Genomic DNA, 24144 nt, shown 5'->3' with positions numbered 1-24144 from the left:
TTTTTTTATAATTTAATTTCCACTCTTTAGAAACTTAATTTTCAAGACGGTTAAAATGAATTTAAGCAATGAAAAAGTAATAAAAAATGGCAAAAGAAACAGATATTGCGATTTATTCCTAAAGTATTTTATATACATTCTTATTTCACCTTTTCGCATTCTCCAAATATTTGAACTTGCTCCACCAGAAGACAGAACCGCTCGATCTAGTTTCACCAATGGTAGATATACAAAAAGAGCCTTCTTTTCTTTATCGATGATTCTCAACCATAGATCGTGGTCTTCCGCATACTTCATATTTTCCTCAAACTTAAAATCAAGAGATTTTTTCATGATAATTGAAGGCGTTACCATGCAATTTCGAAGAAGTATATCTTTTAAAAATATAATTTTCTCTTTGGGATTTTTTGATAGTTGCTCAAACGGTTTGAGTGTAAAATTATGAGCTAATAAGGAAAACCCCGAATCAAAATACTTTGACATTATTTGCAATTTATCCATATGCCATATATCATCGGAATCCAAAAGTGCGATCCAATCACCTTGAGCTACTTCCATTCCGAGGTTTCTTGCTGAAGAAACTCCTCCGTTTTTTTTGTGTATTAATTGGATAGGAATATTTTTATTTTCTTCTTTGTATTTCTGAACGATTTGCAATGATCGATCAGTACTTCCATCATTCACAATCACAATTTCGTGCGGCGAAAAAGTCTGATTCTGTACAGAATCTAAAACATTAAGAATTGTTTTTTCCGCATTATACATTGGGATTACTACCGACACTTTCATTACGATTTCATATTTTCATTCAATACCCTTTTCATTTCCCTCACTTGTGAATCTGGCGAATAGCATTTTTGTATCAATGCAAACGCATTTTCTAAAATCTGATTTTTTCTTTCAGGATGATTCAAAACATCTTGAATTAATTCTACATAATGATCAATATTATTAAAATCTGCAATAAACCCTGTAAATCCATCCAAAACATAATCGGTAACTCCTCCAACGGCATTGGCAATTACTAAAGTTCTCAATGCCATTGCTTCCATTATTACTCTCGGTAAACCCTCAGTATCAGAAGGAAGCAAAAATAGACATGCTTCTTTCATGTATGGAAGAATGTTATTGGTATTAGCAATAATTTCAATGTAATCTTCTAACTGAAAATCTACGATTTGTTTTTTTATTTCCTGAAAATATCCTGGTGAGCCATCTGCTTCATGAACTTTTCCGGTAAGATAAATTTTATGTGGGACACCGAGTTCTTTTAGTTTTTTGGAAACGCCGAGGGTGATATGATGACCTTTTTCAGCAATAAAACTTCCACTGTGGATAATGGTGAGGGTTTCATTCTTTTCTTTAGGTTCTTTAAAAATAGGTTTATTAAGATCGATTCCGTTCTTAACTACATAAATTTTATCAAGAGGAGCCATTTTCCCACTAAATAGTGCTTGTCGTGTAGATTGCGAAACCGCCATAAAAATGTCTGCTTTCTTGTAAACGTATTTATCCTTCAAAGAAATTTGTGAAGGGATAAACCACCCCCGTGCAAAGAGAACTTTTTTGTAGTTTGCACTTTCAGGTATTAAAGACAAGGTTTTGGAATTATTTACGATAAAAAAATCAGGTTTAAAATCATCAATAATCTTCTGTAGTTTTTCTTGTAACTTCTTCCTTTCAGCAAAAAAAGTGAGATAATTTGAGAGTTCTTTTAACTTATTTTTATCTTGAATAATAAAAGGTTGATCTCGTTTGTCCAAGATTCGACATTGCACCGTACTTTGTTCAACATCTTTAATAAAATCTATGTTAGACCCATAGAAATCTACGATTAAAGTATTGATTCCCGTTTCGGAATCTAATCTTTTGGCAAGTTCAATTGTGCTTTTCCTCGCGCCTCCGTGGTCTTGTACAGCTTCTAAAAAAATAATGTTCATAAGCCACTGATTATTAATTTCTCACCTTTTTTTAAAGATTCTGAAAGCTCTTTATTTTTTTTGGTGGTCAATTTATATTTCTTGTTTTTTTTGTCGACAAAAACAACGTTTTTCAAACCTAAATTAACGTTGCTTCTTTTACCTGGATTGGTAGCTATAGGAGCTTTTGAGTTATTTTGATAATTCAGATCATTGACGATAATGTTTCCGGATAATTTATTATCTGGAATTTTTTTGAAACCACGATCAACGAAAAATTCTAAGGCGATATCTGAGCCATAATCTTTATGTTTATTGACTAGCACATTAATATTTTTTTGTTTATCACCGATTAAATTATCAAAAACCATTAATAAACCTCTTTTGGCATTGTTGAAAGTGTACAGGTTTTCTATAATGATATTTTTAACATCATCGTTATTCGTATTAGGTTCAATATCTACTCCAGCTTCTGGTTCAGTTCCATTGGTATTGGATACAATTGCATTTTTTATGGTAATATTTTCCCCGCTTATAATTGATATTCCATTTCTCCTATTATTGTCAACGAATGCGTAATTGATGAATATGTTTTTGGAGGTTATATTTTTTTGATTTCCGATGTAGATTCCATCTCCCCAGCAGTTCGTTACTTTGGGGGAATATAAGTTGATATTTTCACTATGCTTGATCCAAATTCCCATGCCCCACTCTCCTTGTGTATCAAGATGTTGGTCTCTGTCTCCTTCAATATTAGCATTATAAATATCAATATTTTTCACTCCATCAATAAGAAGAATATGGTAGGTGTTTTTATTATTGGGCAAAAGCTTTAGTAATGTATTGGTTTGGAAAATCACCTTTGAATTACTTTTTAGTTTAATTCCATTAGGGTTTACTGCAATTGGAAAATTAGGAAGAAGCACCACGCTATGGTTATCAATCCCCTTTTGGAGATAATCGGTATAATCGATGTCTCCTTTTTGAGAAAATCCCTGAGGCAAATATTTAATAATATCCGTTGCGGAAGTAAGAATTTGGGAATCTACTTTATCATCACAGCGCTGAGTGCGATATGTTTTTAATATATTTTCCGGTACATTCTTATTGCTAAAAACTTGAGCATTTACATTACTTATAATAAATAATAATATTATAAGATTTAATTTACGTGATATTTTAGTCATTGCTTTTTTCTACATTAAACGATTCCCACATACTGTGAATATATAACTTCTCTCTATCTACATTTTCTACGGGTTCAAATATTGAATAGTAAGGATAATACATATCATACTTATGTGTACCTTTCATCAAATGATCGTAGGATATTAAATAATAAGAAGCTTTATAATAAAAAATAACGGAAAGTGAAATCACCACAAAGCCAAATTTCATTAAATTCAAACGATAAATTTTATGTAAATTACTAAGCGTGTTGGTAAAATATACAATCATAAATATACCAAAATAGTTAATAAACCTTCCAAATCCAGATATTAATACAAAAATTGTGGCAAAAAGAAAGTATGCAAACATTAAGTTTTCAAATTTTTGCTCTTCATTTTTCTTGTTAAGTTTTATGATATAGATTGGAAAAATGATAAACAATAAAGTATTCAAAATAATTCCATTAATATTCGCACTAATTCCCGAGTACACAGTGAATTTTTCAGACAACGCATCAGTAAACATAAAAGCTTGGATGGCTTCTGGAACAAATAAGAATGTCACAGATAGTATTAATACAATGGAGATAAGCAGAACGACACTTTTGGAATTCAATTTAATCTTATGTAATAAAGGAAATATCAATAAAACAATGGAAGAATAATGAAAAAGTATTGCTATGATATTAAGAAGATAATATTTTTTCAAATTCTTTTTTTCCAATAAAGGGTACATTATTAAAAAAATTGCCACGGCAATAGATTCTCGCAAAATTTCCATATTAAAATAAACGAAATACACGAAAAAGTAGAGTACCAAAGCAAAAAATTTGTATTCACAATTCTTTTTAATAAATCTAAAAATGACCGTATTTATAAAAATAGCATGAATAATCTGAAATACCCAAAACTCTTTTGTGAAAGTTTTTACTAAAGATAAAGACAGGGTGAATAAAGGTTCCCAAGTATAATTTGATCTGGCTACATATTTTGCCAAACCTTCTAAGGGCGGGGTGCGATCAAAACCATATTGATAATTAATAGTATCTCCTCCCACTTTCCATCGAAGTCCGGAAAAAAGAATGAAAATAAGCAACCATAAGTTATAAAATCCATCATCTTTAATTTTGACTTTTCTAAAATCAAAAATTAAAGAGGAGAGTAGTAAAAACAGGAAAATTAATATATAAATCATCTAAATAAGTCTTTTAATTTGTTTATAAGATTTATAAAAAAACAAACCATAAAACAAAAATATAGCGAAGCATACTAATAATTTATATCCTAAATATAAATTGATAAACATCGAGACTATTGCAATAATCAATGCAGGCAAAAATAATATTAAAAAATATAACTTATCAAAATTAATAGGATAAAGCCGCGAAGAGGTAAACCAAGAAACCAGAACTAAACCCAAGTTTGTTGAAATCATTGCAAACACCACTCCTTTCAATTCAAAAGCATGAGTAAACAAATATAATGTGATAAAATTTACCAATAAAGACACCACAAAATTATAACTTAAAAACTTGGTTTTTTCAGTTATTTTAGGTCCAATATCGATGCATTCTTTTACGATATATAATGCAAAAAACAAAGTTAATCCTCCAACATACTTTGATGAATCTAAATAGTCGTTACTAGCTAATATACTTACCAATTCTGAACTGAAGATACTAAAAATACATACAATCAAAAAAACGATACTTGATACGAAAGGCAAAACTTGTTTAAATACTTCCTTATTATTCACATTTTTAAATTGTTGATGCATAAATGGAGCCCAAGCCATAATGAAAGCAACATTAGCAAGCTGCATTGCAGATGCAATTTTCATTGATATTGAAAAAATACCAATAGACGTTAAACTAAGGATTTGTAAAATAAAAAACCGATTCGCTTGGCCGAGCAAAACGCTTCCAATTCTGGCAGGAAACTGAGGAAGAGCATACTTAAAATTCCTTTTTAACATGGAATTCGAATAAATATTCACAAAAAGATGTCTGTTATAATAAAATGCAAGGCATGAAGATAGAAACAAAGCGATTATTTGGGCCAAAAGCGCCCCTTTTATTCTTAATTCATAATAAAATACTAAAAAATAAACCAAAGCGATCATTAATATCACTTTCACAATGACGGTTTTTAAAAAACTAAGATTATTTTTCTCGTATCTTAAAAGTAATAATAAAAGCACACTTACGTTGAGCAAAGGAATTTGTATAGAAACAAGATTAATTATCGAAGAATAATTTACACTATGAAATAACAAGAAACTAATGGTTTCGGAAAAGGCGAAAACAAACAGCCCCGTAATGGATGATAGGACAAAAACCATAAAGATCACATTGGTAATAAGAACCTTTTTCTTAAAAGTGCTTACTTCATAGTAATATCGTTGCAGTGCTGTCTCAAGTTGTAAGGTCCCAAAAACCGATAATATAGCCAGCAATACTGCCATTAAATCCAGAACCCCATATTCTGTTGGATTAAAGATTTTCGTGTAAAAAGGCAACAAAGCAAAGCCAAGCATCGCTTCTATAGAAGTTGCAAGTCCAAAAAACAAAAAAGATTTCCCTAACTCTTTCATAACTAAGAACAGAAGTGCAATGACCAGTTTTTAAATTCAAGTTGAGTTAGAGTGTCCTTTCGATCATTGCTTTTTTGATGAAAAAGAAAACATGAAAATTTTACCAATACAAATTGAAGATGTGCACCAATTAAGAATGTATTCTTATCAATAGGCACAATCTCTCTTTGAATAATCATTTTAATTAAATTTTTTTACCACAATCTTGTTATAACCGAAAATTTCTACCATCTTAGAAATTTTTGTCGTTAAAACTCTTCCGCTTCTTCGAAGTGATGAGCACTCTTCAAACATTCACATGATTTTCAGTTTTTTTAAAGCTCCAAAGTCTTAAGAAACTTCACCATGATTATTTTCAATAAAAAAATTCTTTAACCAACTAGAAACATCATATTTTCTAATAATTTCAGTATTGATTTCTTCGTAATTCTTATTCATAAAATCGACAAGAGAATTGTGATCATCGACCTCTAAAATAAAAATGTTTGAAGGATTATAAAAATCGTAATTCTTGATATTCCTATCATTCGTTATAAGTTTCTTCTTAAAAAAGATAGATTCTAAAGGTCTTAGCGTAAGGCCTGATTGACCTTTTGGTTGCATATCAATTAATCCTTTGGTAGAAGACACATATTTATATAAGTATTCTTTATATGATATCGGAACCAACTGCTCTACATGGCTTTCATCCTTATCTGGAACTATATAAAAACGGCTTACCAATTTATTATCCGTAACAACGGTTTTGATATAATCTAAATATTGCCTTCTTCCTTTATTGTTTCCCAAGAAAAATGCATCATACTTCGGTTCACTTTGCTTGAGCTCTATATTATCAAAATAAAACTGATTATTATAATGGAGATTATACTTTTTGCAATCCTCCATGTCAAAAGACCATTTTTCACATAGTTCTTCAGGTACTTTATCGGGATGGATACACCTGAACGCAGGATTCCAATACCATAAAATAATTCGAATATTAGGATGCTTTTTTTTATATATTTCAAATGATCAATACGGTTTTCAGCAAAAACAATAACCGTGTCAGTATCATCTAATTTATTTTTCCAATCCGAAAACCAAAACTCGAATCCAATTTTTGTGAATTCTGAGAACTTTCGGAAAATTTTCTCAATGCCGTTCACTTTTTTAAAGCTTTTGTAAACAGAGATTTCTTTTTCCTTAAAATTCTGTCTAAAATAGCTTATAGAATCGTATAAGATAATAACTTTACTCTTATCATAATAGTCCATAAAAAGATTTATTTAGAGTCTTATCACATTATCAAAATTTTCCAAAACACCTTTCACATCATAAACAACTCCATTGGTATTCAGATATTTATCCCAATCTAATTTTTTAAATTCGTCATGCGAAACTCCTAGAACAATTGCCTCATATTTTGCATCCGGAAGTTGGGTGATGGTGGTTAAGCTATATTCGTGTTGTACTTCATCAGGATTTGCCCATGGGTCGTAAGAAGTAACTTTTGTTCCGTGATCTTCCAATGCTGCTAGAACATCTACTATTTTGGTATTACGAACATCGGGACAGTTTTCTTTAAAGGTCATTCCAAGCATCAATATATGGGCGTTATTCTATTCACAGGGATATCTTTTTTAATCATTGCCTTCACTACCTGCCCTGCTACATATTGAGTTCATCGGAAACCGCAAATGTATCATCATGGCCTTGCTTTAAATCGTTTACACGTTTTTCGTTGATATTAAAACCAACTACTGGAAATTTTGCAGCAAATAATCTTGCTAAAGGAAATCCTACATATCCGAGACCTAATACGGTGATTTTGTACTGCATCATAATAACAAGTACTAATTAAAATTTATCGCGAAGTTTCTGCCAAAAAGATCTTTTCTCAGCGCTATACCCATATCCGTATTTATTTCCGTAACCAAAATGTTCTTTGCTTACATCGTTCAATACAAATCCAACATTTTTAATTTTATTTGAATTAATTTGAGTATTAGCAAAATCAATTAATGATTTCTCTGTTATACCGGATCTAGCTACATAAAGAGTAACATCAGCAAATTCGGTAGTAAGCAAGGTATCGGTAACCAACATCAGTGGTGCCGTATCTACAATGATATAATCATATTTCTTTTTCAATTCACTGATGAGTACTTCATATCTGCCGTTAGCCAATAACTCAGTTGGGTTCGGTGGAATACTTCCGGAATATATCAGATCTAAATGTGGATTAAATGTAGAAACATGAATAATATCTTCAATTCTTTCATCTTCTTTATAGAGAAACTCTGTTAATCCATCTAATCCTTTTCTTTCAGGATTATAACGTTGCAATTGTGGATTTCTAATATCCGAACCGATAATAATGGTTTTGTTTCTCACAGAAGCTAATGTTAAAGCTAAATTCACGGAAGTAAATGTTTTACCTTCACCTTTCACAGATGATGAAACAAAAATTACTTTGCCTTCTGCTTTCTTAGGCAACATGAAATTCATATTGGTGATAAGGATTCTGAATGCCTCTGCCATTGGCGACAAATCATTCTGTACCACAATTTCGTTATCGCCTTTCTCTAAACTTGGCAATTCACCGATAACTGGAGCTTTAGTATTCTTCTCAATATCGTGTTTAGAGCGTATTTTATCATTAAATAATTCATGAAGGTAGATATAAGCAAACGGGAATAAAAGTCCCAACAATAAAGCTACTGCAGCTATGATCATTTTCTTAGGAGAAACCGGCTTATCCGATGGATACGCTACATCAATCACTCTTGCTTTCGGAGCGGTAATTGCCAAGGAAATAGCAGCTTCTTCTCTTCTTTGCAATAGCATTAAATAAAGATTTTCTTTAATCTGTTGCTGTCTTTCAATACTTCTAAAGAGTTTTTCTTGTGCCGGTATTTTATTGATTTTGCTGTTGATTAGGTTTTGTTCCCCTTCAATTTGATTAATTGAGGTTTGCATCGCTACTTTATTTTTCACCAACGCATCAATCACAGACGAGCGCAATACTGCAATCTGTTTGTTCAAATCCGCTACTACAGGGTTCTGGGGTGTCGCGTTTTCTAACAGATTGTTGCGTTCTAAAACCAATTGGTTATAAGCATTGATATTGGCAGAAGCGGTAGGATTGCTTAATCCAACACTTGAAGGAAAAGTTTGGTTACTTCCAAGTTTCGAAGCGTATGAAATAAGGTCATCGGTCAATTGAAGCTGAGTCTCGGTCTCCAGAAGTCTTCTTTGTATCGAAGCAGAATTTCCTAATGCCAAAGATGCTTCAGCAGGAATATCAGTAATGTTATTAGCTACTTTGAACTGTTCTTTCTGGCTTTCAACCTCTCCTAATTCATTGGCAATAATTCCAATTCGTTCATCGATAAATTCTTTGGTTTTTTTGGATTCTGAATTTTTATCCTGAATTGCATCGCTATTGTAGTTATCAACCAATTTATTGATGATATTTTTCCCTTTTTCGATATGTTCATAAGGAAGAGAAAGTTCAACTACCGTTGCGTCTTTGTTAACCAAATCTATTGTTATATTTTCCTGAAAACTGCTGATGGTAGCTTCCGTTGGCGAATAATGAATTTCCAAATCTCCTAATTCATCCTTTGGCTTGGGTGCATAATTCACATTCTTACGAATCATGATGTTTGCATAAGGCAAACTAATGGTTTTATTATAAGTAGTAATAATTGTTTTGGAAAGCTCTGGTGAAGAAAGCTCTAATTTATCTCCTGAAATTTTCAATGATAACGGCTCTTCGATGGGTTCATCATATTGCTTTTCATTAATAAGCTGAATGATAACCGGAGAAGATTTTCCATAGAGTTCTCTGGTTTTAAGTCCTTCTTTGCTATATAACTTTGTTTGAAGCCCCAACTCATTTACCACATCGCGCATTAACTTCTTGGATTTCAGCACCTCTATTTCATTATCGATACTGTTCGTCCCCATACTTCCAAAACCACCTAATTGAGAAAGCATCCCCATATCTGAAGAGGGAGCTTTTTTGGTGTCTTTTACCAAAACGGTTGAGGTAATTTTATACGAAGGGCTGGTTGATTTGATATACAGTATCGCTAAAATCAAGAATGCCAAAACAGAAAGAACAAACCACCACCATTTGGCAAGGTAAGGTTTGATGACTTCATTTAAATTAATATCTTCACTAGAAGCCGCAGCTTCTGAATTCTGTTGTAAACTCATGAATATGATAAAAAATTAATTCCTAAAAATAGTAATGAAGATTCCGGCAAGACCTACTACCATACCTGCTACAGCAATATAGATATTAATATTCGGATCCTGACGTGAGATTTTCTCTTTCTTTTCGTTTGAAGATACGTAAATCACGTCATTCTGCTTAAGCTGAAAATATGGAGAATTGATTAAATTATCATCCATCAAACTTATTCTTGCCTTTTCGATCGTACCATTCACATTTCGCACAATAAGAATACCATCTCTCTTAGCATACATCGTTACATCACCCACTAAACCCAATGCATTAAGCAAAGTAGTTTGACCTTCCGGCACTGAAATTTGTCCGGGACGCGCAACTTCTCCCAGGAAAGTGACTTTGAAATTGGCAAGCCGCATAGTAACGGTAGGATTTTTCACATACCTTGATACCCTGTCAGTTAATTCTGTTCTGAATGTTTCTAAAGTTTTATCGGTAGTATTTAATTTCCCAATTACCGGAAAATCTATGTCACCCTCACTATCAACCAGATACACCTTCTCACTATTAGGCGCATTAGAAATAGTAGGATCAGGTGAAGTATAGTAACCTTGGTTAAAAGGTCGTACCACTTCCATATTCCTGGCACTCACAAAAATCACCAACTGGTCTCCTTTCTGGATGGTGTTGCCCGCGGTTTTAAGAGCGGTCTCCGTAGCAACCTGCTCTACATTCTGCATGTAATTAAGCTCACTGGTCTTGTCTCTTGTTTTACAGGAAGTTACCAACAGCAGCATCGCGACGAAGAAGAGAAATATGTTTTTATTCATTATAGCCATTTAAAAAAAAGTCTTGCAAATATACAATTCTAAATTACTTATCCAAAACTTCGTAAATCGAGTTATTGCTTTTAAATTCCGGCACAACGTCTTTCAGAATTTGTACAACCTCTACCTTTTCGCGCCGTATGGCCGCCTTAATCAGATGGTTTGTAAATTTCTCTATTTCTCCGAATTCCATATTGGGATCTTTCGAGATCATAATCTTATCGTTATGCGTCGGCATCGTTTTCGCATCGTCGCTCAAAAGTTCTTCATACAGTTTTTCACCCGGGCGAAGACCAGTGTAGATGATTTTGATATCGATGTCGGGCTCAAAGCCCGAAAGTTTAATCATTCTTTTCGCAAGGTCAATAATTTTCACCGGTTCTCCCATATCGAAAACAAAGATCTCTCCTCCTTTACCCATCGTTCCCGCGTGCAGCACCAGTTCGCACGCTTCCGGGATCGTCATAAAATAGCGTACAATGTCGGGATGCGTAATGGTAACCGGACCACCATTTTCGATCTGCTTCTTAAAATGCGGAATAACCGACCCGTTCGACCCTAAAACATTACCAAAACGCGTGGTTATAAATTTGGTGACATTATTTTCGGAATTTTGCAGCGCCTGCACAAAAAGCTCCGCAACCCTTTTCGATGCACCCATGACGTTCGTCGGTTTCACGGCTTTATCGGTAGAAATCATCACAAAGCGGTTCACCTTATACTTGCTGGCTAACGTCGACAGATTCTTGCTGCCCAGAATATTCACCAGCACAGCTTCGTGCGGATTTTCTTCGATTAGGGGGACGTGTTTGTACGCTGCCGCATGGTAAACCATTGAAAACTGATATTTCTGAAAGAGCGGCTCGATGCGGTGGCGGTTTGAAATATCGGCAAGCACAAATTTAAAATTGATCATCGGGTACTTCTCCCGCATTTCGTGTTCTATTTCATAAAGCGGCGTTTCCGCCTGATCTAAAATAACAATCAACTCCGGATTAAACTGCGAAACCTGACGCACGATTTCGCTCCCAATAGACCCTGCACCACCCGTAATAAGAATAGTATTGCTGTAATGCCTTTTATTAACTTCCTCGTTTTCAATTTTGATGGGTTTTCGGTTCAGCAGATCTTCGATCTGGAGATTTTTAATGGAACCTCCCAGATCACTGTCCCGAAGTTTTTGTACCGATGGTGACGTATAGATCTGCAGATCTTTCTCCAGAAAAAGGTTCGCCCAGGAATTCATCTCTTCCTTCGACATCATTTCTTTAATAATCAGCACCCCATCTAAAGCCAGATTTTCTTTCGAATTATTTTCAATCTTATCTTTCGTGTAGATGGGCTTTCCTAAGAGATGCGCCCGGCGTGAATCCAGCCGCTGCGTTAAAAAACCTACAATCTGATACGGCAGATTCGGGTTATCGAGCACCGCTCGCGCGATGGCGATTGAAGTTTCGTCGATACCGAGTACGATGATGCGCTTCTTCAGTGTGCTGCGTCTGAACTCGCGAACAATGTGGAAAAATTCTTTCACAAAAAGGCGGAACATAAAAAGGATCATGAAAGAAGAAGCAAAGAAAATGGTAAAAAACGGGATGTGCGCGCTCACCAGTTTAAAGTCAGTGATCATGTAATACGTATAACTGATCACAAAAACCGTCAGCGTACTGCAAAAAGTAGAGAGCAGAAGTTTAAAAAGATCAATGAAGGTGGAATGGCGGATAATGCCCGCGTATGTTTTAAAAATATACATAAAGGCCACGCTGACGCCCACAATCACCGTAAACATGTGCACGTTATTATAAAAAACCTCCTTATTATAGCTGAGTTTTGAAATAATGTACGACGAGAAAAGGGTCGCCAGAAAGATGAGAAAAATATCGATCATCAAAATGATCCAGCGCGGCAGATATCTTACGTCGGAAAGATTGACAATATTATCGCCACTGTAAATTTTGCTCTTAAAACCCTTGCGGTAATTCATTATTCAGTAAGATTAGTTGATGCACCTGCCTTCCCCAACGATTTAATCTCGCGATGTTCAGTAGCGCGCAAATTTACAAAATAATTATCAGCCTTCAAATATTCTTTTTCGTTGCCGTGCTCTCAACTTTATCTAATGTGCAGACGTTCAGCCATTATTTTAAACAAAAAAACCCGGGAATTCCGGGTTTTGATATTTTAAGACTTTGTCATTTGTTTTTTCCTGTACGTCGTGTAAACGATAATGCCCACGCCGGTCAATAGGAGAAGCGGAAGGTAGTCGTCGACGGGAGTGGGATCTGCTGGATTTCCGACGCTATTAGCCGTCGGGGGCTCGATTTTTTGTCCATTATCCTTCGTACCGGTTTCATTGCTTTCATTTTCCGCGGCCGCAAATGGGTTAGTCTCCTGCTGCGCAGGGACCGCGAGGTAAAACAAAAGCATGAAGACCGAAACAAATTTTCTCATCAAAAGCATAATATAGGCAAAGATATAAATCAAATGTAATAAATTGATAAAAAACGACGAAGATTATTTTATAATTTTCTTCGCACTCACCTGGTTACCCTGTTCAATTCGCAGGAAATATATTCCATTTGATAACGAGTCCGCCTTAATTCGTGCCATTATTTCGTTGGGTTGAAGACTTAAAATTAATCTTCCGCTTGTATCCAGCACCTGGATTGACGTTATTTTTTTTGTTGAAGATTTCACGACGAAATCACTTCCATCTCTGTACACAAGAAGGTTTTCCTTTGTAACCCCATCCGTTGCCAAAACCGTTTCCGGCTGATAAATAATTTCAAATCTGCCTGTACTTTCCCCTGCATTTGCGGCGAATGTATAACTTCCCTGACTTAAATTCGTAATAATGCCTACTTGTTTGTCTTTAAGATAGATTGACTGTCCGTTGGCAAAAACACCATCTAATTGTTCACCGAGAGCAATCGTATAATTTCCGCTGACGAAATGTTTGCTTCCTAAGGGCTGCACATCCGTATTCACACAAGAATTTTTACCATTGATGGAAATCTGTTGACCCTCGACGATACTGTAAATCGCATCTGAACCACCTAATGATCTTGAATCTTCCTTGGTATATCCATTATCACCCCCTTCGAAATACACCATTGCAATTTGGGAAGTAATATTACTCGGGCTCGTCATATTCAGCCAGTAACGGTCAAACGGAACGGCTCCCCTCGCTCCTTTTCCGAAAAAACCTTGGGAAACTTCTTTAGATCTCATTGTATTTTTAAAAGTAATAATTTTTGAAGCAGCTGTAGTTCTTGCCATAAATCCTTGACCTACTTTTACAAATCCGGTTGGTTCTTTAGTGCTCGTAATATCACCTGTAGCTTTTGTTCCACTCCCTTCCCCTGGTGGCGTCGCTGCATTCCACTGGGCATAAGCCTGGCCTGGGTAGCCATCTCCCGCTTGTATGTACGTATCATTGGCGGTGCTGTCCCAGAAATTAAAAGTGGGACTTAAATGCTCAGCATTTTCATTATAAAAAGCGTCTAAATCTAAATTGGAAGGGTATGGATTCCCTATTAAATTGAAACCGCGGTTACTATCTTCTGGTTTTGAATTGACGAGCGTATAAGGAAGATTACCATTCACGGGTTCGCCGGTAAAGGTGGCTTTCATTATTGGGCCCGCTCCCACGGGGAATGCAGCTGCGGTGGCTTCTTTCACCGCCAAAGCCCTGCCGGCAATATAAGCACCCGAAGAATTATAAAATTTATTGTTGGCTTCATTGTGATACAACACGAAAGGAACCTTCACAGGCCCGCCCTCGGCGTTTTTGTAAATATCTGTCAGACTTACATTTTTTACGGGCGAAATTAAATAATTGTATTGCTGTCTAGCTGCGGAAAATTTCAGATCGCGTTTTACGGTAATAATTCCCTTGTTTACTGCAATCGGATTTACCTGAATTAAATTAGCGTCGGATTCTACAGTCAGCGTTCCGGTACTCACGTCGAGATCATTTTGAATTTTAAAGTAATTCCCTGTATTGATCTTTACAACTGCATTATTGGTTATTTTCAAGGCACAGACTTCCAGATTAACACTTGAACTGTAGTTCGCCTGTATTTCCGCCGAAAGGGTGGGTGTTGGTTCAATCGTCCATCCGGTAATATTTTTGTACAGCGTCGTTTTTGTTTCTATGGTTATGCTTTCCGAGGTCACATGTGTATTTAATAAGCAGGAAGTATCATTAGAAGTCATCTCCACGGTAATAACGTCGCCTTTCAATAATTCTGTAGTAGCAAAAACAGAACTGTTATCTCCTTTATTGTTACCATTCACTTTCCATTGATAACTGGGCGCAGTTCCACCATGGGTCGGTGAAGCCGTAAAAGTAAACGAGCTCGGAGTTCCTTCGCAGATTATATTGGTAGGAACAGAAATAGAAACGCTCGCAATCATGATTGGTTTTACAACTATTGTCACAACATTAGAAGTCGCCGGTGAACCTATTGAACAGGGACTTGCATTCGAAATCATTACTACATTTATTTTATCATTGTTAGTTAAATCAGTAGTAGTATAGGTGGAAGAATTCGCTCCGATAATATCAGTATTATTAAGTTGCCACTGGTAGATTGGTAAAGTTCCACCGTTGGTTGGTAATGCTGTAAATGTAACTGAGCTGCCCGCACAAACAGCATCTGATGTTGAAGATACAATTGAGACGCTGGCCGAACTAGCAGCTAGCTGCGCTTCCACTTTGAAAGGAGAGCTAGTAGGTGATATACAACTCCCATTCCCAGTAGTAACTGTATAATTTGTTCCAACTTCTAAACCAGAAATTACTCCACCATTTCCAACAGTTGGTCCAGTGGGAGAAAATATGTAACTATTGGTGGCTATATAATTGTTAATTTTTGCGGTTCCCTGTATTGAACAGGTCGGTGCCGTAGTTGTTACAGTTGGTGCTTCCGGTGTTGTTAATTTCGCGGCAACAGAGAAGGAAGCGCTAGCTACAGAAGTACAATTTCCATCTGTGGTCGTAACTGTATAACTTGTTCCAGGTACTAAACCAGAAATTACTCCACCATTTCCAACAGTTGGTCCAGTGGGAGAAAATATGTAACTATTGGTGGCTATATAATTGTTAATTTTTGCGGTTCCCTGTATTGAACAGGTCGGTGTCGTAGTTGTTACAGTTGGTGCGTCCGGCGTTGCAGGTTGTGGGTTGATTACCACATTAGCCGAAGGCGGAGAATCACAACCACTTACAGTAAATAACTGTGCGGTCGGAATTATTTGAAGACTCTGACTTGTACTGCTCCATGACAATTTAGACACAGCACCTCCTGCATTTTCATAATATTCCAAGATAATATCGTATTTCACCCCGGCTGTGAGCAAGATGCTTCCTGTATTAGTTATTGGGGAGTGATCATTCCAGTTATCAATAAGTTTCACCCCATTCACCCATAACCTTATACCATCATCACTAAGTGTTGAGAAAGTATAGTTCTCGCTATAAATTGGTTGTACAAGGCCTGACCATCTTGCGGAAAAACCGTCAACGGGGATCACTGTATCAGGACTTCCATTTCCCCAGTCAAAATTAATTGTTGGATCCGTACGCGTCAATGTGGGCGGACCACCGAGGGTGATATTTTTGAAATAATCTGCTTTTAATCCATTAGTGAAACTGTTTACAGAAAAAGTATAGCTTGTTCCTGCGACAAGCCCTGTAATGGTTGCACTTGTTCCTGTTCCTGCAATGGTAACATTTCCAGGATTTCTGGTAAGTAACCATGAACCCACGGGTAATCCATTTAAAACAGTACTTCCTGTGGCAGTGGAGCAGGTTGGTTGTGTAACTGTTCCTATTGTGGGAGCTGAAAGTTTGGGGTTCACCGTGAGTAAAACAGCATTAGAAATGGTTGTACAACTTGTACTTGCTGATACTAAACATCTTATATAATAACCATTATACGCAAATGGAGTATTACTAAAAGTAACTGTTGCAGTGGTATAATTAGTGGCATTAGGACCAAGAGTAGCGCTTATATTTGTCCAGTTTGTGTTATCTTTCGAATACTGCCATTGATAAGTTGGATTTGTCGCCGAAGTTACTACGGAAAAGCTACCAGAAGTATTTTCGCAAATGGTTAGCGCCGTTGGCTGTGTAGTTAACAAAGGAGCGGGATTAACAGTTACAGTTGTGGATGACGAAGTTGCCACCGCACAAGCACCATTTTGTACCACGGCTCTAAAAAGAGTAGTCTGCGTTAGAGGACCAGAGATGTATGTGGAATTGGTATTAGGGATTGGCGACCATGGACCTGAAGCATTTGGGGCGCTTTCCCATCTCACTACATTTCCCGTTTGACCAGATAACGTCAATACTCCACTGGAAACTCCGGAACAAATGGTTGTACCACCGTTCACAGCACCTCCAACAGTGGCCGCGTTTGTATTTACTGTGATTATATTACTTACTACACCCCCGGTAGCATCATTTGAACCTCTTGATTTCACAAGTCTTCTGTAATAACGAACGGTATTTGTGAGCGGACTGAGTGCTGGCACGTCATAGTTCTGTAAATTCCCCGCTGAATTTATGTCGGTCCATAAAACATTATCAGAAGATGTTTGCCATTGATATCCAACGTTTGGTCTCGATGGGTTTGCGCCACAGGACGGTGTATACGGATTTGCACTTAAGGTCCCAGGCGAACTCCCTGAACATAAATTATAAGAAGTTGAACCTGTAATTATATTAGGATTATTATTTTCAACAAATGGTTTCAAGGTAAATTTAACCACATTTTGCCCACCGTTTTCGTAATAGTCGAGGATTAAGTTGCTATTGCCGTTCAAGTATATTAAATTATCACAGTAAGACGTGGCGCCCTGTTCTCTCCATTCATTAACAACCAAAACACCGTCAACATAAGCTCTCACACCATCATCGCCTGTTACATTTATGAAATAATAACCTGCAGGTCTTTTCGAATTCATCCGGTAGCGAACTGCAAATTTTTCAGTGTAGATTGTAGTCGCAGCAGAAGTCACTAAAAAACACGCATTATCTCCACCAAAACCTTCATTAATTTCTTCGTTAGCAGTAGAATAATAGCCAACATAATTTGAGTTTACAAATGGATCACTTGCCGTTGGTGTTTCCGATGAATTTCCGCCAGGAGGAATCCCGGTACCAGAACTTAAATTGTAAACATGTCCTATCCACTTATCTGTATTGGTTAGAGTTTGGTCATCCTTTTTATTCCCTATATTATTTAATTTAAGGGTCAAACTACCATTTCGATCATTTATAGTATTATCACAACTTGCGCGGGAAAGCTGTATTTTTACCTTTCCAGAAAAAGTTGATGTCCAATTAATATAAGCACCGATATTTCCACTGTTGTAGCTTGTAGTGCCAAGACCATTATTTGAATTGTTCTCTGCATTAAAGAGTGTTAAGTTTTCCTGAGAAGTAAAAATATCACCCACTGAAAATGTATAATTAAACCCTTGGACGACATTAACAACTACATATTGACCTGCGTGGACAGCGGGTGTTGCAATAGTATTAACATTATCAATACAGAAAGTATAGTCCTCTCCAACCTTAGGATTTGGATTTGTCAACGCTGTATAACTACACTGTGAGTATACAGACGTATTAAAAGCAATTAATAATACGAATGCTAAGAAAATATTTTTATTCGTCTTTTTTGGAATTTCAAAAAGTACAGTAGCTGAATTTTTCAGAAAATCTATACCTTTTTTTATCAATAGGTCAATTTTTTTCATATGTTGTGTTTATTTTTTAAAATCAAAGACGCAGTTTTTGTCGGCTTATAATTCAATTTGAGTTGAAAGATTCGAAATATTTAAAATGGAAGTATGAGCGTTGCTAAGTGCACTATTTTGAAATTTCACGCCTTATTTTAAATATTGAACAGACATGAAAAAAGCCCGACACACTTTGGTGCAGAGCATATTCCCGACACACTTTGGTGCAGAGCATATTAACGATAAGAAGTATAAGTGTAATAGGATGGACAATCCCTTTTATGTGCAATTCATGCGGAATAAGCGTTTTTTTTCTCATTATCGGAATGTCATTTGTGTTTAGCGCTAAAGTAAAAACAAATCTTACATTTTTTTTAGCGTGCACAAAATTAGTAATATTTTTGTTAAAAATCTCAAAAAATATGATATTTAATACATATCACTTCTTCGTGTTGCGAAATTTAATAAACAAAAGCATTAATTATACATTGTTAATAATAATAAGAACTTTAATAAAGAATAATAAAATACATTTTAAGTTATGAATACCGAAATAATAAAAATCGCTTACTATCTGATACATAAGTAAAACGTCGTAATTATACCCAACACTCAATCCTTTATCATTATAGACAGAAAAGCCCCAACCTTCAGAAAAGATTGGGACTTTTATAGAGCACTGAATTTTACTTAATAATTTTTCGTGCGGTGATCTCGCCATTCTGATTAACGCGTAGAATATAGATGCCGTTGCTGAATGCACCTGCGTCTATACGGGCTTGTACAGAGTGCGGCTGAGCAGCATACACTAACCTTCCACTGGTATCATATACTTCTATTTCCGTGATCTTTGTATTTTTCGCCTCCACCACAAAATCTCCGGCGTTGCGATACACGACCAGCTTCTCTTTCGAAACAGCATCGGTTGTTAAAACAGTTTCGGGTTGATAAATAATTTCAAATCGGCCCGTACTTTCGCCTGCATTGGCTGCGAACGTATAATCGCCTTCACTCAGATTGGTAATGGTGCCCGTCTGCTTGTCTTTTAGATAGATGTTTTGGGAACCTGCGAAAATGCCTTCTTTGTCTCCCGGACTTAACGTATAGTTGCCCGCTGCAAAATGGTGGCTGCCCAGATTAATTTTTTCGGTATCTTCAAAAACAGGGCGTCCTTCGATCTGCAAGCGGCGATCGTCTGCCAGACTGTAAAGCATGTCGGATGCATCCACATTCATTTCGGAATCGTCCATTCCGAAACTGGCGGAACCGCCCTCGTAATAAACCACACCAATCGTATTAACCAAACCGGTTGGCGTAATGAGACGCAGCCAGTATCGGTTCGTTGCAGAATCTGCCGGTTTGCTAAAGAAACTGGCGCCCGTACTGTCCGTCGTGCGGATGGAATTGTTAAACACCAGATTGGTGCCCGCACCAAGTGCTCTTACCATAAAGCCTTGCCCCACTTTGGCAATTGCGTTAGGTACCTTAGTATTAAGAGTTTCCTGAGGACTGAGAAGATAACCCGCAGCATTTCCCATTCCGTTGGAAGCATTAAGCACGGCATAAGCTCTGCCATTGTACCCGCTTCCCTGCTGTTGGTACACATTATTCGCAGCGTTGTCCCAAAAATAGATGGTAGACGATATTTTGCCGCTGTTCAGCGTATAAAAGGTCTGCAGGTTAATGTTGGAAGGATACGGATTTCCCACGAGGTTGTATCCATGCGCAGCGTCCGTATAGGCCATTGGGAAATTGATAATACCGTTGGCAAGAGCACCTTTAAAGGTGGCATCCACATTATTCGCGCTGACACCCGCCATGGTAGCCTCTTTTACGGCAAGGCCCCTGCCCGGAATATAGGCGCCGGAAGAGTTGCCAAACATATTATTGACCTCATTATGATACAGGACATACGAAATGCCTGGGTAGATGGTTTTCAGCCTTTGTCCAACCACAGGCGAGATCAGATAATTGTACTCAGCCCTCGCGTTATTTCGGAATTTTATATTTCGTGTGGCTGTAGCCGAACCCGTGTTGGGAGATGCCGGCACGTCGGTAACCTGTTTCAGGTTGCCATCTGAAGCGATAACGAGATCTGCATCTGTGGCCTGGTTGATGATGCCATCCGTAACCGTCAAAGATCCGTTAGCCGCAATGTTCAATTTGCCGGTGCTCTCAATACGAAGGTTTTTGGCTACCGCGTTCGTTGAAGATAAAATATTAACGGGCGATTTGATGATGACGCATTTGTCCGCTATCGGAACTGAGCTATTAGGCTTCCAATTATTTGTTAACCAGTCTGTGGCAGTTGTATTCCATATCTTGCTGTTGTTCGGAATTATTATAGTTGCGGTGGCGGAACATCCATTACTTAAATTCGCAGTGGCGTTAACGTTCCAGTTTTCCTTTACTTCTAAATCTGCACTATTTGGTTTGACGCAAACGGAAGCGGCTCCGCCGGATGGAACTGCTGAAACACAATCGGCAGCGTTGTAAATAGTACCTGTATCTCCTGACCATGTGAAATTGGTTGCAAGTGGCTTGTCGCCATACAGTCTAATGTTGTCAATCGCAACCCCATCAGCCCAACCCGCCATGTATCTGAACCGTAGTCTCAGATTGGGTTGATTAATGTATGCAGATAAATCAACTTCTTTGGTTTCAAATCGAGTTCCTATCCCAATATTTGAGTTAAAATTTCGTGCAGTAAACCACGTAGTACCATTTGTAGAAACCTCAACGAATAATCCTTCGCCGGATGTTCCAAAATATGAATAATATCCATCGAAGGATAATTTTAGATTTAGATATCCAGTCGTATTGATAACCACAGACGAATATGTTAAAGCAGTATTGATTGAATAATCAGGCTGCGAAACAGGCAATACGTCTGAAGTCGCGAAAGCAAATTTGTTAGAACCGGAGTTAATTGCCGGATACCAAACCGCTCCAGTCGGAATAAATGTGCTACTCTTGTTTTGCCAAACTGTTGCAGCGTTAACAGTCGTACCATTATCGATTAAAGAATTTGAAGTAAATTTTCCGAGACCACTTTCGAAAGTCTCTGTAAATAACTCCACCTCCTGTTTATCACCTGAAGATGTAACTATTATTGAAGCTACATTACCACATATATCAGGATTAGAGGTGGAAAATGTGATATTTGGTGTAGGACTAACTACGGCTTTTACTGGTGTTCTTTTACCAGAGATACAAGTCCCATTAGTTGCACTAACATAATAAGTATAAGTGCCCTCAGAAAGAGCAACTGTGGTATATGTATTTCCAGTACCTAGAACACTCCCGCCAAATTCAGAACTGTACCACTCAAATCCTGTGGCCGTTGCAGATTTTGTTGCAGATAAAGTGACTGTACCCGAACCGCACCGTTGACCATTTGTTACGCCAGTAATTTTCGCCGCACAATCTGGAATTACATCGAAACTGTAATCTTCTGTTTCTCCATTTGCTCGGGGACCGCAAGGTCCAAAATAATATCCATCATTATCATATTGATAGTCGTAGTAATAATTTCGTAGCCTTATATTATAATTTCCGGCAAGAGTACCCAAAGGCACAACGTAGCCAAAGGTGGTTGAAACCGTCAAAACACTTCCCGAATCAAATACTTTTTCAGTAACCGGATCATAAATGCCATCTTTATTCCAATCAACCCAAGCCTTAATATAACTTGGACGGACTGAAGCACTACCAGTCGTGTTTATAAAAACATTAATACCTCCTCCTGGTATCTGCTTTGCTTTCGCGCTTGCCGCTCTGTAATCTTTATAACCTGGGGAGGTGTAATCAGAAGTTTGATCTGTATCAGGATTTAACGTTCCTAAAAATTTTACGTCGTTAATATATCTGTCTGACGATGCAGATGTAATGGTAGAACATGCAGAAGTATAAGTTATATTAAGATATGGCTTTCTGTTAGTAGCAGCACTGTAACCGTAAAAAACTCCATAATTGCCTGCGCCATTTATTGGAGTCCAAGCATTTCCAGTCGGATAAAATAAAATATTTACATACCCATCTGCTAATCCATTTTGCACATTCGTCCTACCGGCAGCACTAAATATGTTATCTTTAAACTGATTATTAGTATTGAAGTTTGTAGAATTGGCAGTAGAAAGATTTCCTGTATACGAATAAAACATATCTTCATAATAATAGCCAAATACTCCTGAATTTTGATAAGCCAACCAATGACGAGGATCTAGATTACTGCTTCCGGGAATATAGTTTCTACTGCCACTCATTACGCCCTGACCATTATATCTCCACAATCTTGATGTAGTTGAAGTAATGGTAGAACCAGCGGGAATCGCTGAGAGATCAAAACGAACATACCCATCAATTTCATCATTATACCAGTATCCAATTTGGATAATGTCATCAAAACCGACACCGCTCGAATCACATAGACCCGAAGAATAAACCTCATTTTTGGGATACGCACTAATGGAGGGATCAATAGCTAAAGGAAATATTCGCGAATCATCGTTCAGCCAACTTTGTTTTATTTTGAGCAAATAAGTAATTATATTTCCTTTGACTTTAACTTCAATATGAACAGGTTTATCTTTTGTCAATTGAAATTTTTCACTGCTCAGATATTCTTCAAAAACAACCGGCGCATGATAAAGAAAAACAGGTTCATCCTGTGTATCTTCAAGCAGAAGAACATTGCCATTTAATTTGTACTTCCATCCTTGTGGTAAATGAATATCTTCCGAAAAGACCAAATATTCTGCCTCTGCGGGAATTTTGCCGAGTGCTAAAATATCGGGAATGACATAAGTGAGTTTTCTTTTTCCCGTAAGCGATTTAAACTCTGCCGAAATCGTTCCATAGATATTTTTGTAATAAAGTTCATCCGCTTTTAGGGTCGCGGGCGCTCCTGAGTTTGCAATTTTATTAATAGCAACTCCATTTTTTTCCCAATACATGCTAGTATTTAGAAACTCTGTCAGTTCGCCTTCTTTTATGACAGATTTTATACCCGTTCTCGAATTTTCACCATAGTAGGACTCCATTATATTGGCTTTGTTACTGTAACCGTAAATACCTGCCTTTTCTTTTTTGATGGAAGTTACAATATCTTCCCACTTTCCATTATTCCGATAATGGATAGGGCCTGCAGCAATCAAAGAGGTAAAGCTATCATCCTCATTTACAAACGTTTTTGAGGTGGCGTTCCTTCTGGATAAAACTTCTCTCTTACTTTTCATTACATCCAACGGCAAACTATCAGATGTTACAAGTACTTTGTTTAAATCTTTGGACTTGAGAGTCTGCAAAGTCCTATTGCTAAGTCTTCTGATATCAATCCTGTTTGAAACTTTGTTAAGTTGTGCCGCTTCAGTTCTGGTTTGTCCAAGCAGCAGAGGTGAACTGAAAAGCACGCACAATAGCAATGACACCCGCAATGGGAGTAAATAAAAATTTTTCATCAATTTGTGTTTTGTGTTGGTTTGTATTTTATAGAATCTGTACAATCACTATAAAATACTACCAAATTTAGGGAAAGAACACCTTCACTTTCAGGGTGAAAACACCTTTTTTGATTAACAATTTTTATCTCAATACCTATTTTAACGAAAAATATTTTTCGCAATAATTGAAATTCCTAAGAATTAATTCCGTCCATAATGGCACAGCGCGCTCACAAAAAAAATCTCAAACCGAAAAGATTTGA

General features: G+C 36.8%; 13 protein-coding genes and 1 pseudogene. All 14 read right to left on the bottom strand.

Annotation, left to right across the window (positions count from 1 at the left end; all coding sequences use genetic code 11):
- Positions 1-12: 12 nt before the first annotated feature.
- Positions 13-789, bottom strand: coding sequence for a glycosyltransferase family A protein (locus L0B70_RS08015; protein ID WP_235141301.1), 777 nt, complete (start codon positions 787-789; stop codon positions 13-15).
- Positions 789-1940, bottom strand: coding sequence for a glycosyltransferase family 4 protein (locus tag L0B70_RS08010; protein WP_235141300.1), 1152 nt, complete (start codon positions 1938-1940; stop codon positions 789-791). Before L0B70_RS08010 ends, L0B70_RS08015 begins: the two co-directional genes overlap by 1 nt.
- The gene (locus L0B70_RS08005; protein ID WP_235141299.1) at positions 1937-3106 is read right to left on the bottom strand and encodes a right-handed parallel beta-helix repeat-containing protein; all 1170 of its coding nucleotides are present in this window, start codon (positions 3104-3106) and stop codon (positions 1937-1939) included. Before L0B70_RS08005 ends, L0B70_RS08010 begins: the two co-directional genes overlap by 4 nt.
- On the bottom strand, positions 3099-4283 hold the full coding sequence (locus tag L0B70_RS08000) for an EpsG family protein (RefSeq protein ID WP_235141298.1): 1185 nt from the start codon (positions 4281-4283) through the stop codon (positions 3099-3101). The genes L0B70_RS08005 and L0B70_RS08000 overlap by 8 nt, the downstream gene beginning before the upstream one ends.
- Entirely contained in the window at positions 4284-5681 is a 1398-nt protein-coding gene (locus tag L0B70_RS07995) for a lipopolysaccharide biosynthesis protein (RefSeq protein ID WP_235141297.1), read from the bottom strand.
- Between the two features lie 330 nt (positions 5682-6011).
- Complete coding sequence (locus L0B70_RS07990; protein WP_235141296.1) at positions 6012-6569, bottom strand: hypothetical protein; 558 nt, start codon at positions 6567-6569, stop codon at positions 6012-6014.
- A 380-nt stretch (positions 6570-6949) separates the two neighbouring features.
- Positions 6950-7341 (bottom strand): annotated as a pseudogene (locus tag L0B70_RS07985) (UDP binding domain-containing protein); the annotation flags it as partial.
- Complete coding sequence (locus L0B70_RS07980) at positions 7332-7502, bottom strand: hypothetical protein (RefSeq protein ID WP_235143572.1); 171 nt, start codon at positions 7500-7502, stop codon at positions 7332-7334. The gene L0B70_RS07980 and the pseudogene L0B70_RS07985, both read right to left, overlap by 10 nt.
- 18 nt (positions 7503-7520) lie before the next feature.
- Positions 7521-9887, bottom strand: coding sequence for a tyrosine-protein kinase (locus tag L0B70_RS07975; protein ID WP_235141295.1), 2367 nt, complete (start codon positions 9885-9887; stop codon positions 7521-7523).
- A gap of 15 nt (positions 9888-9902) precedes the next feature.
- Positions 9903-10691, bottom strand: coding sequence for a polysaccharide biosynthesis/export family protein (locus tag L0B70_RS07970; protein WP_235141294.1), 789 nt, complete (start codon positions 10689-10691; stop codon positions 9903-9905).
- Positions 10692-10734: 43 nt separating this feature from the next.
- On the bottom strand, positions 10735-12672 hold the full coding sequence (locus L0B70_RS07965; protein ID WP_235141293.1) for a nucleoside-diphosphate sugar epimerase/dehydratase: 1938 nt from the start codon (positions 12670-12672) through the stop codon (positions 10735-10737).
- A gap of 197 nt (positions 12673-12869) precedes the next feature.
- Complete coding sequence (locus L0B70_RS07960; protein WP_235141292.1) at positions 12870-13172, bottom strand: hypothetical protein; 303 nt, start codon at positions 13170-13172, stop codon at positions 12870-12872.
- A gap of 30 nt (positions 13173-13202) precedes the next feature.
- Positions 13203-18458, bottom strand: a complete 5256-nt coding sequence (locus L0B70_RS07955; RefSeq protein ID WP_235141291.1) for a PA14 domain-containing protein — start codon at positions 18456-18458, stop codon at positions 13203-13205.
- A gap of 668 nt (positions 18459-19126) precedes the next feature.
- Complete coding sequence (locus tag L0B70_RS07950) at positions 19127-23899, bottom strand: GEVED domain-containing protein (protein WP_235141290.1); 4773 nt, start codon at positions 23897-23899, stop codon at positions 19127-19129.
- Positions 23900-24144: the final 245 nt, after the last annotated feature.

The organism is Kaistella sp. 97-N-M2, assembly GCF_021513235.1.
Taxonomy (GTDB): Bacteria; Bacteroidota; Bacteroidia; order Flavobacteriales; family Weeksellaceae; genus Kaistella.
This window is presented reverse-complemented; position numbering and strand designations above follow the sequence as displayed.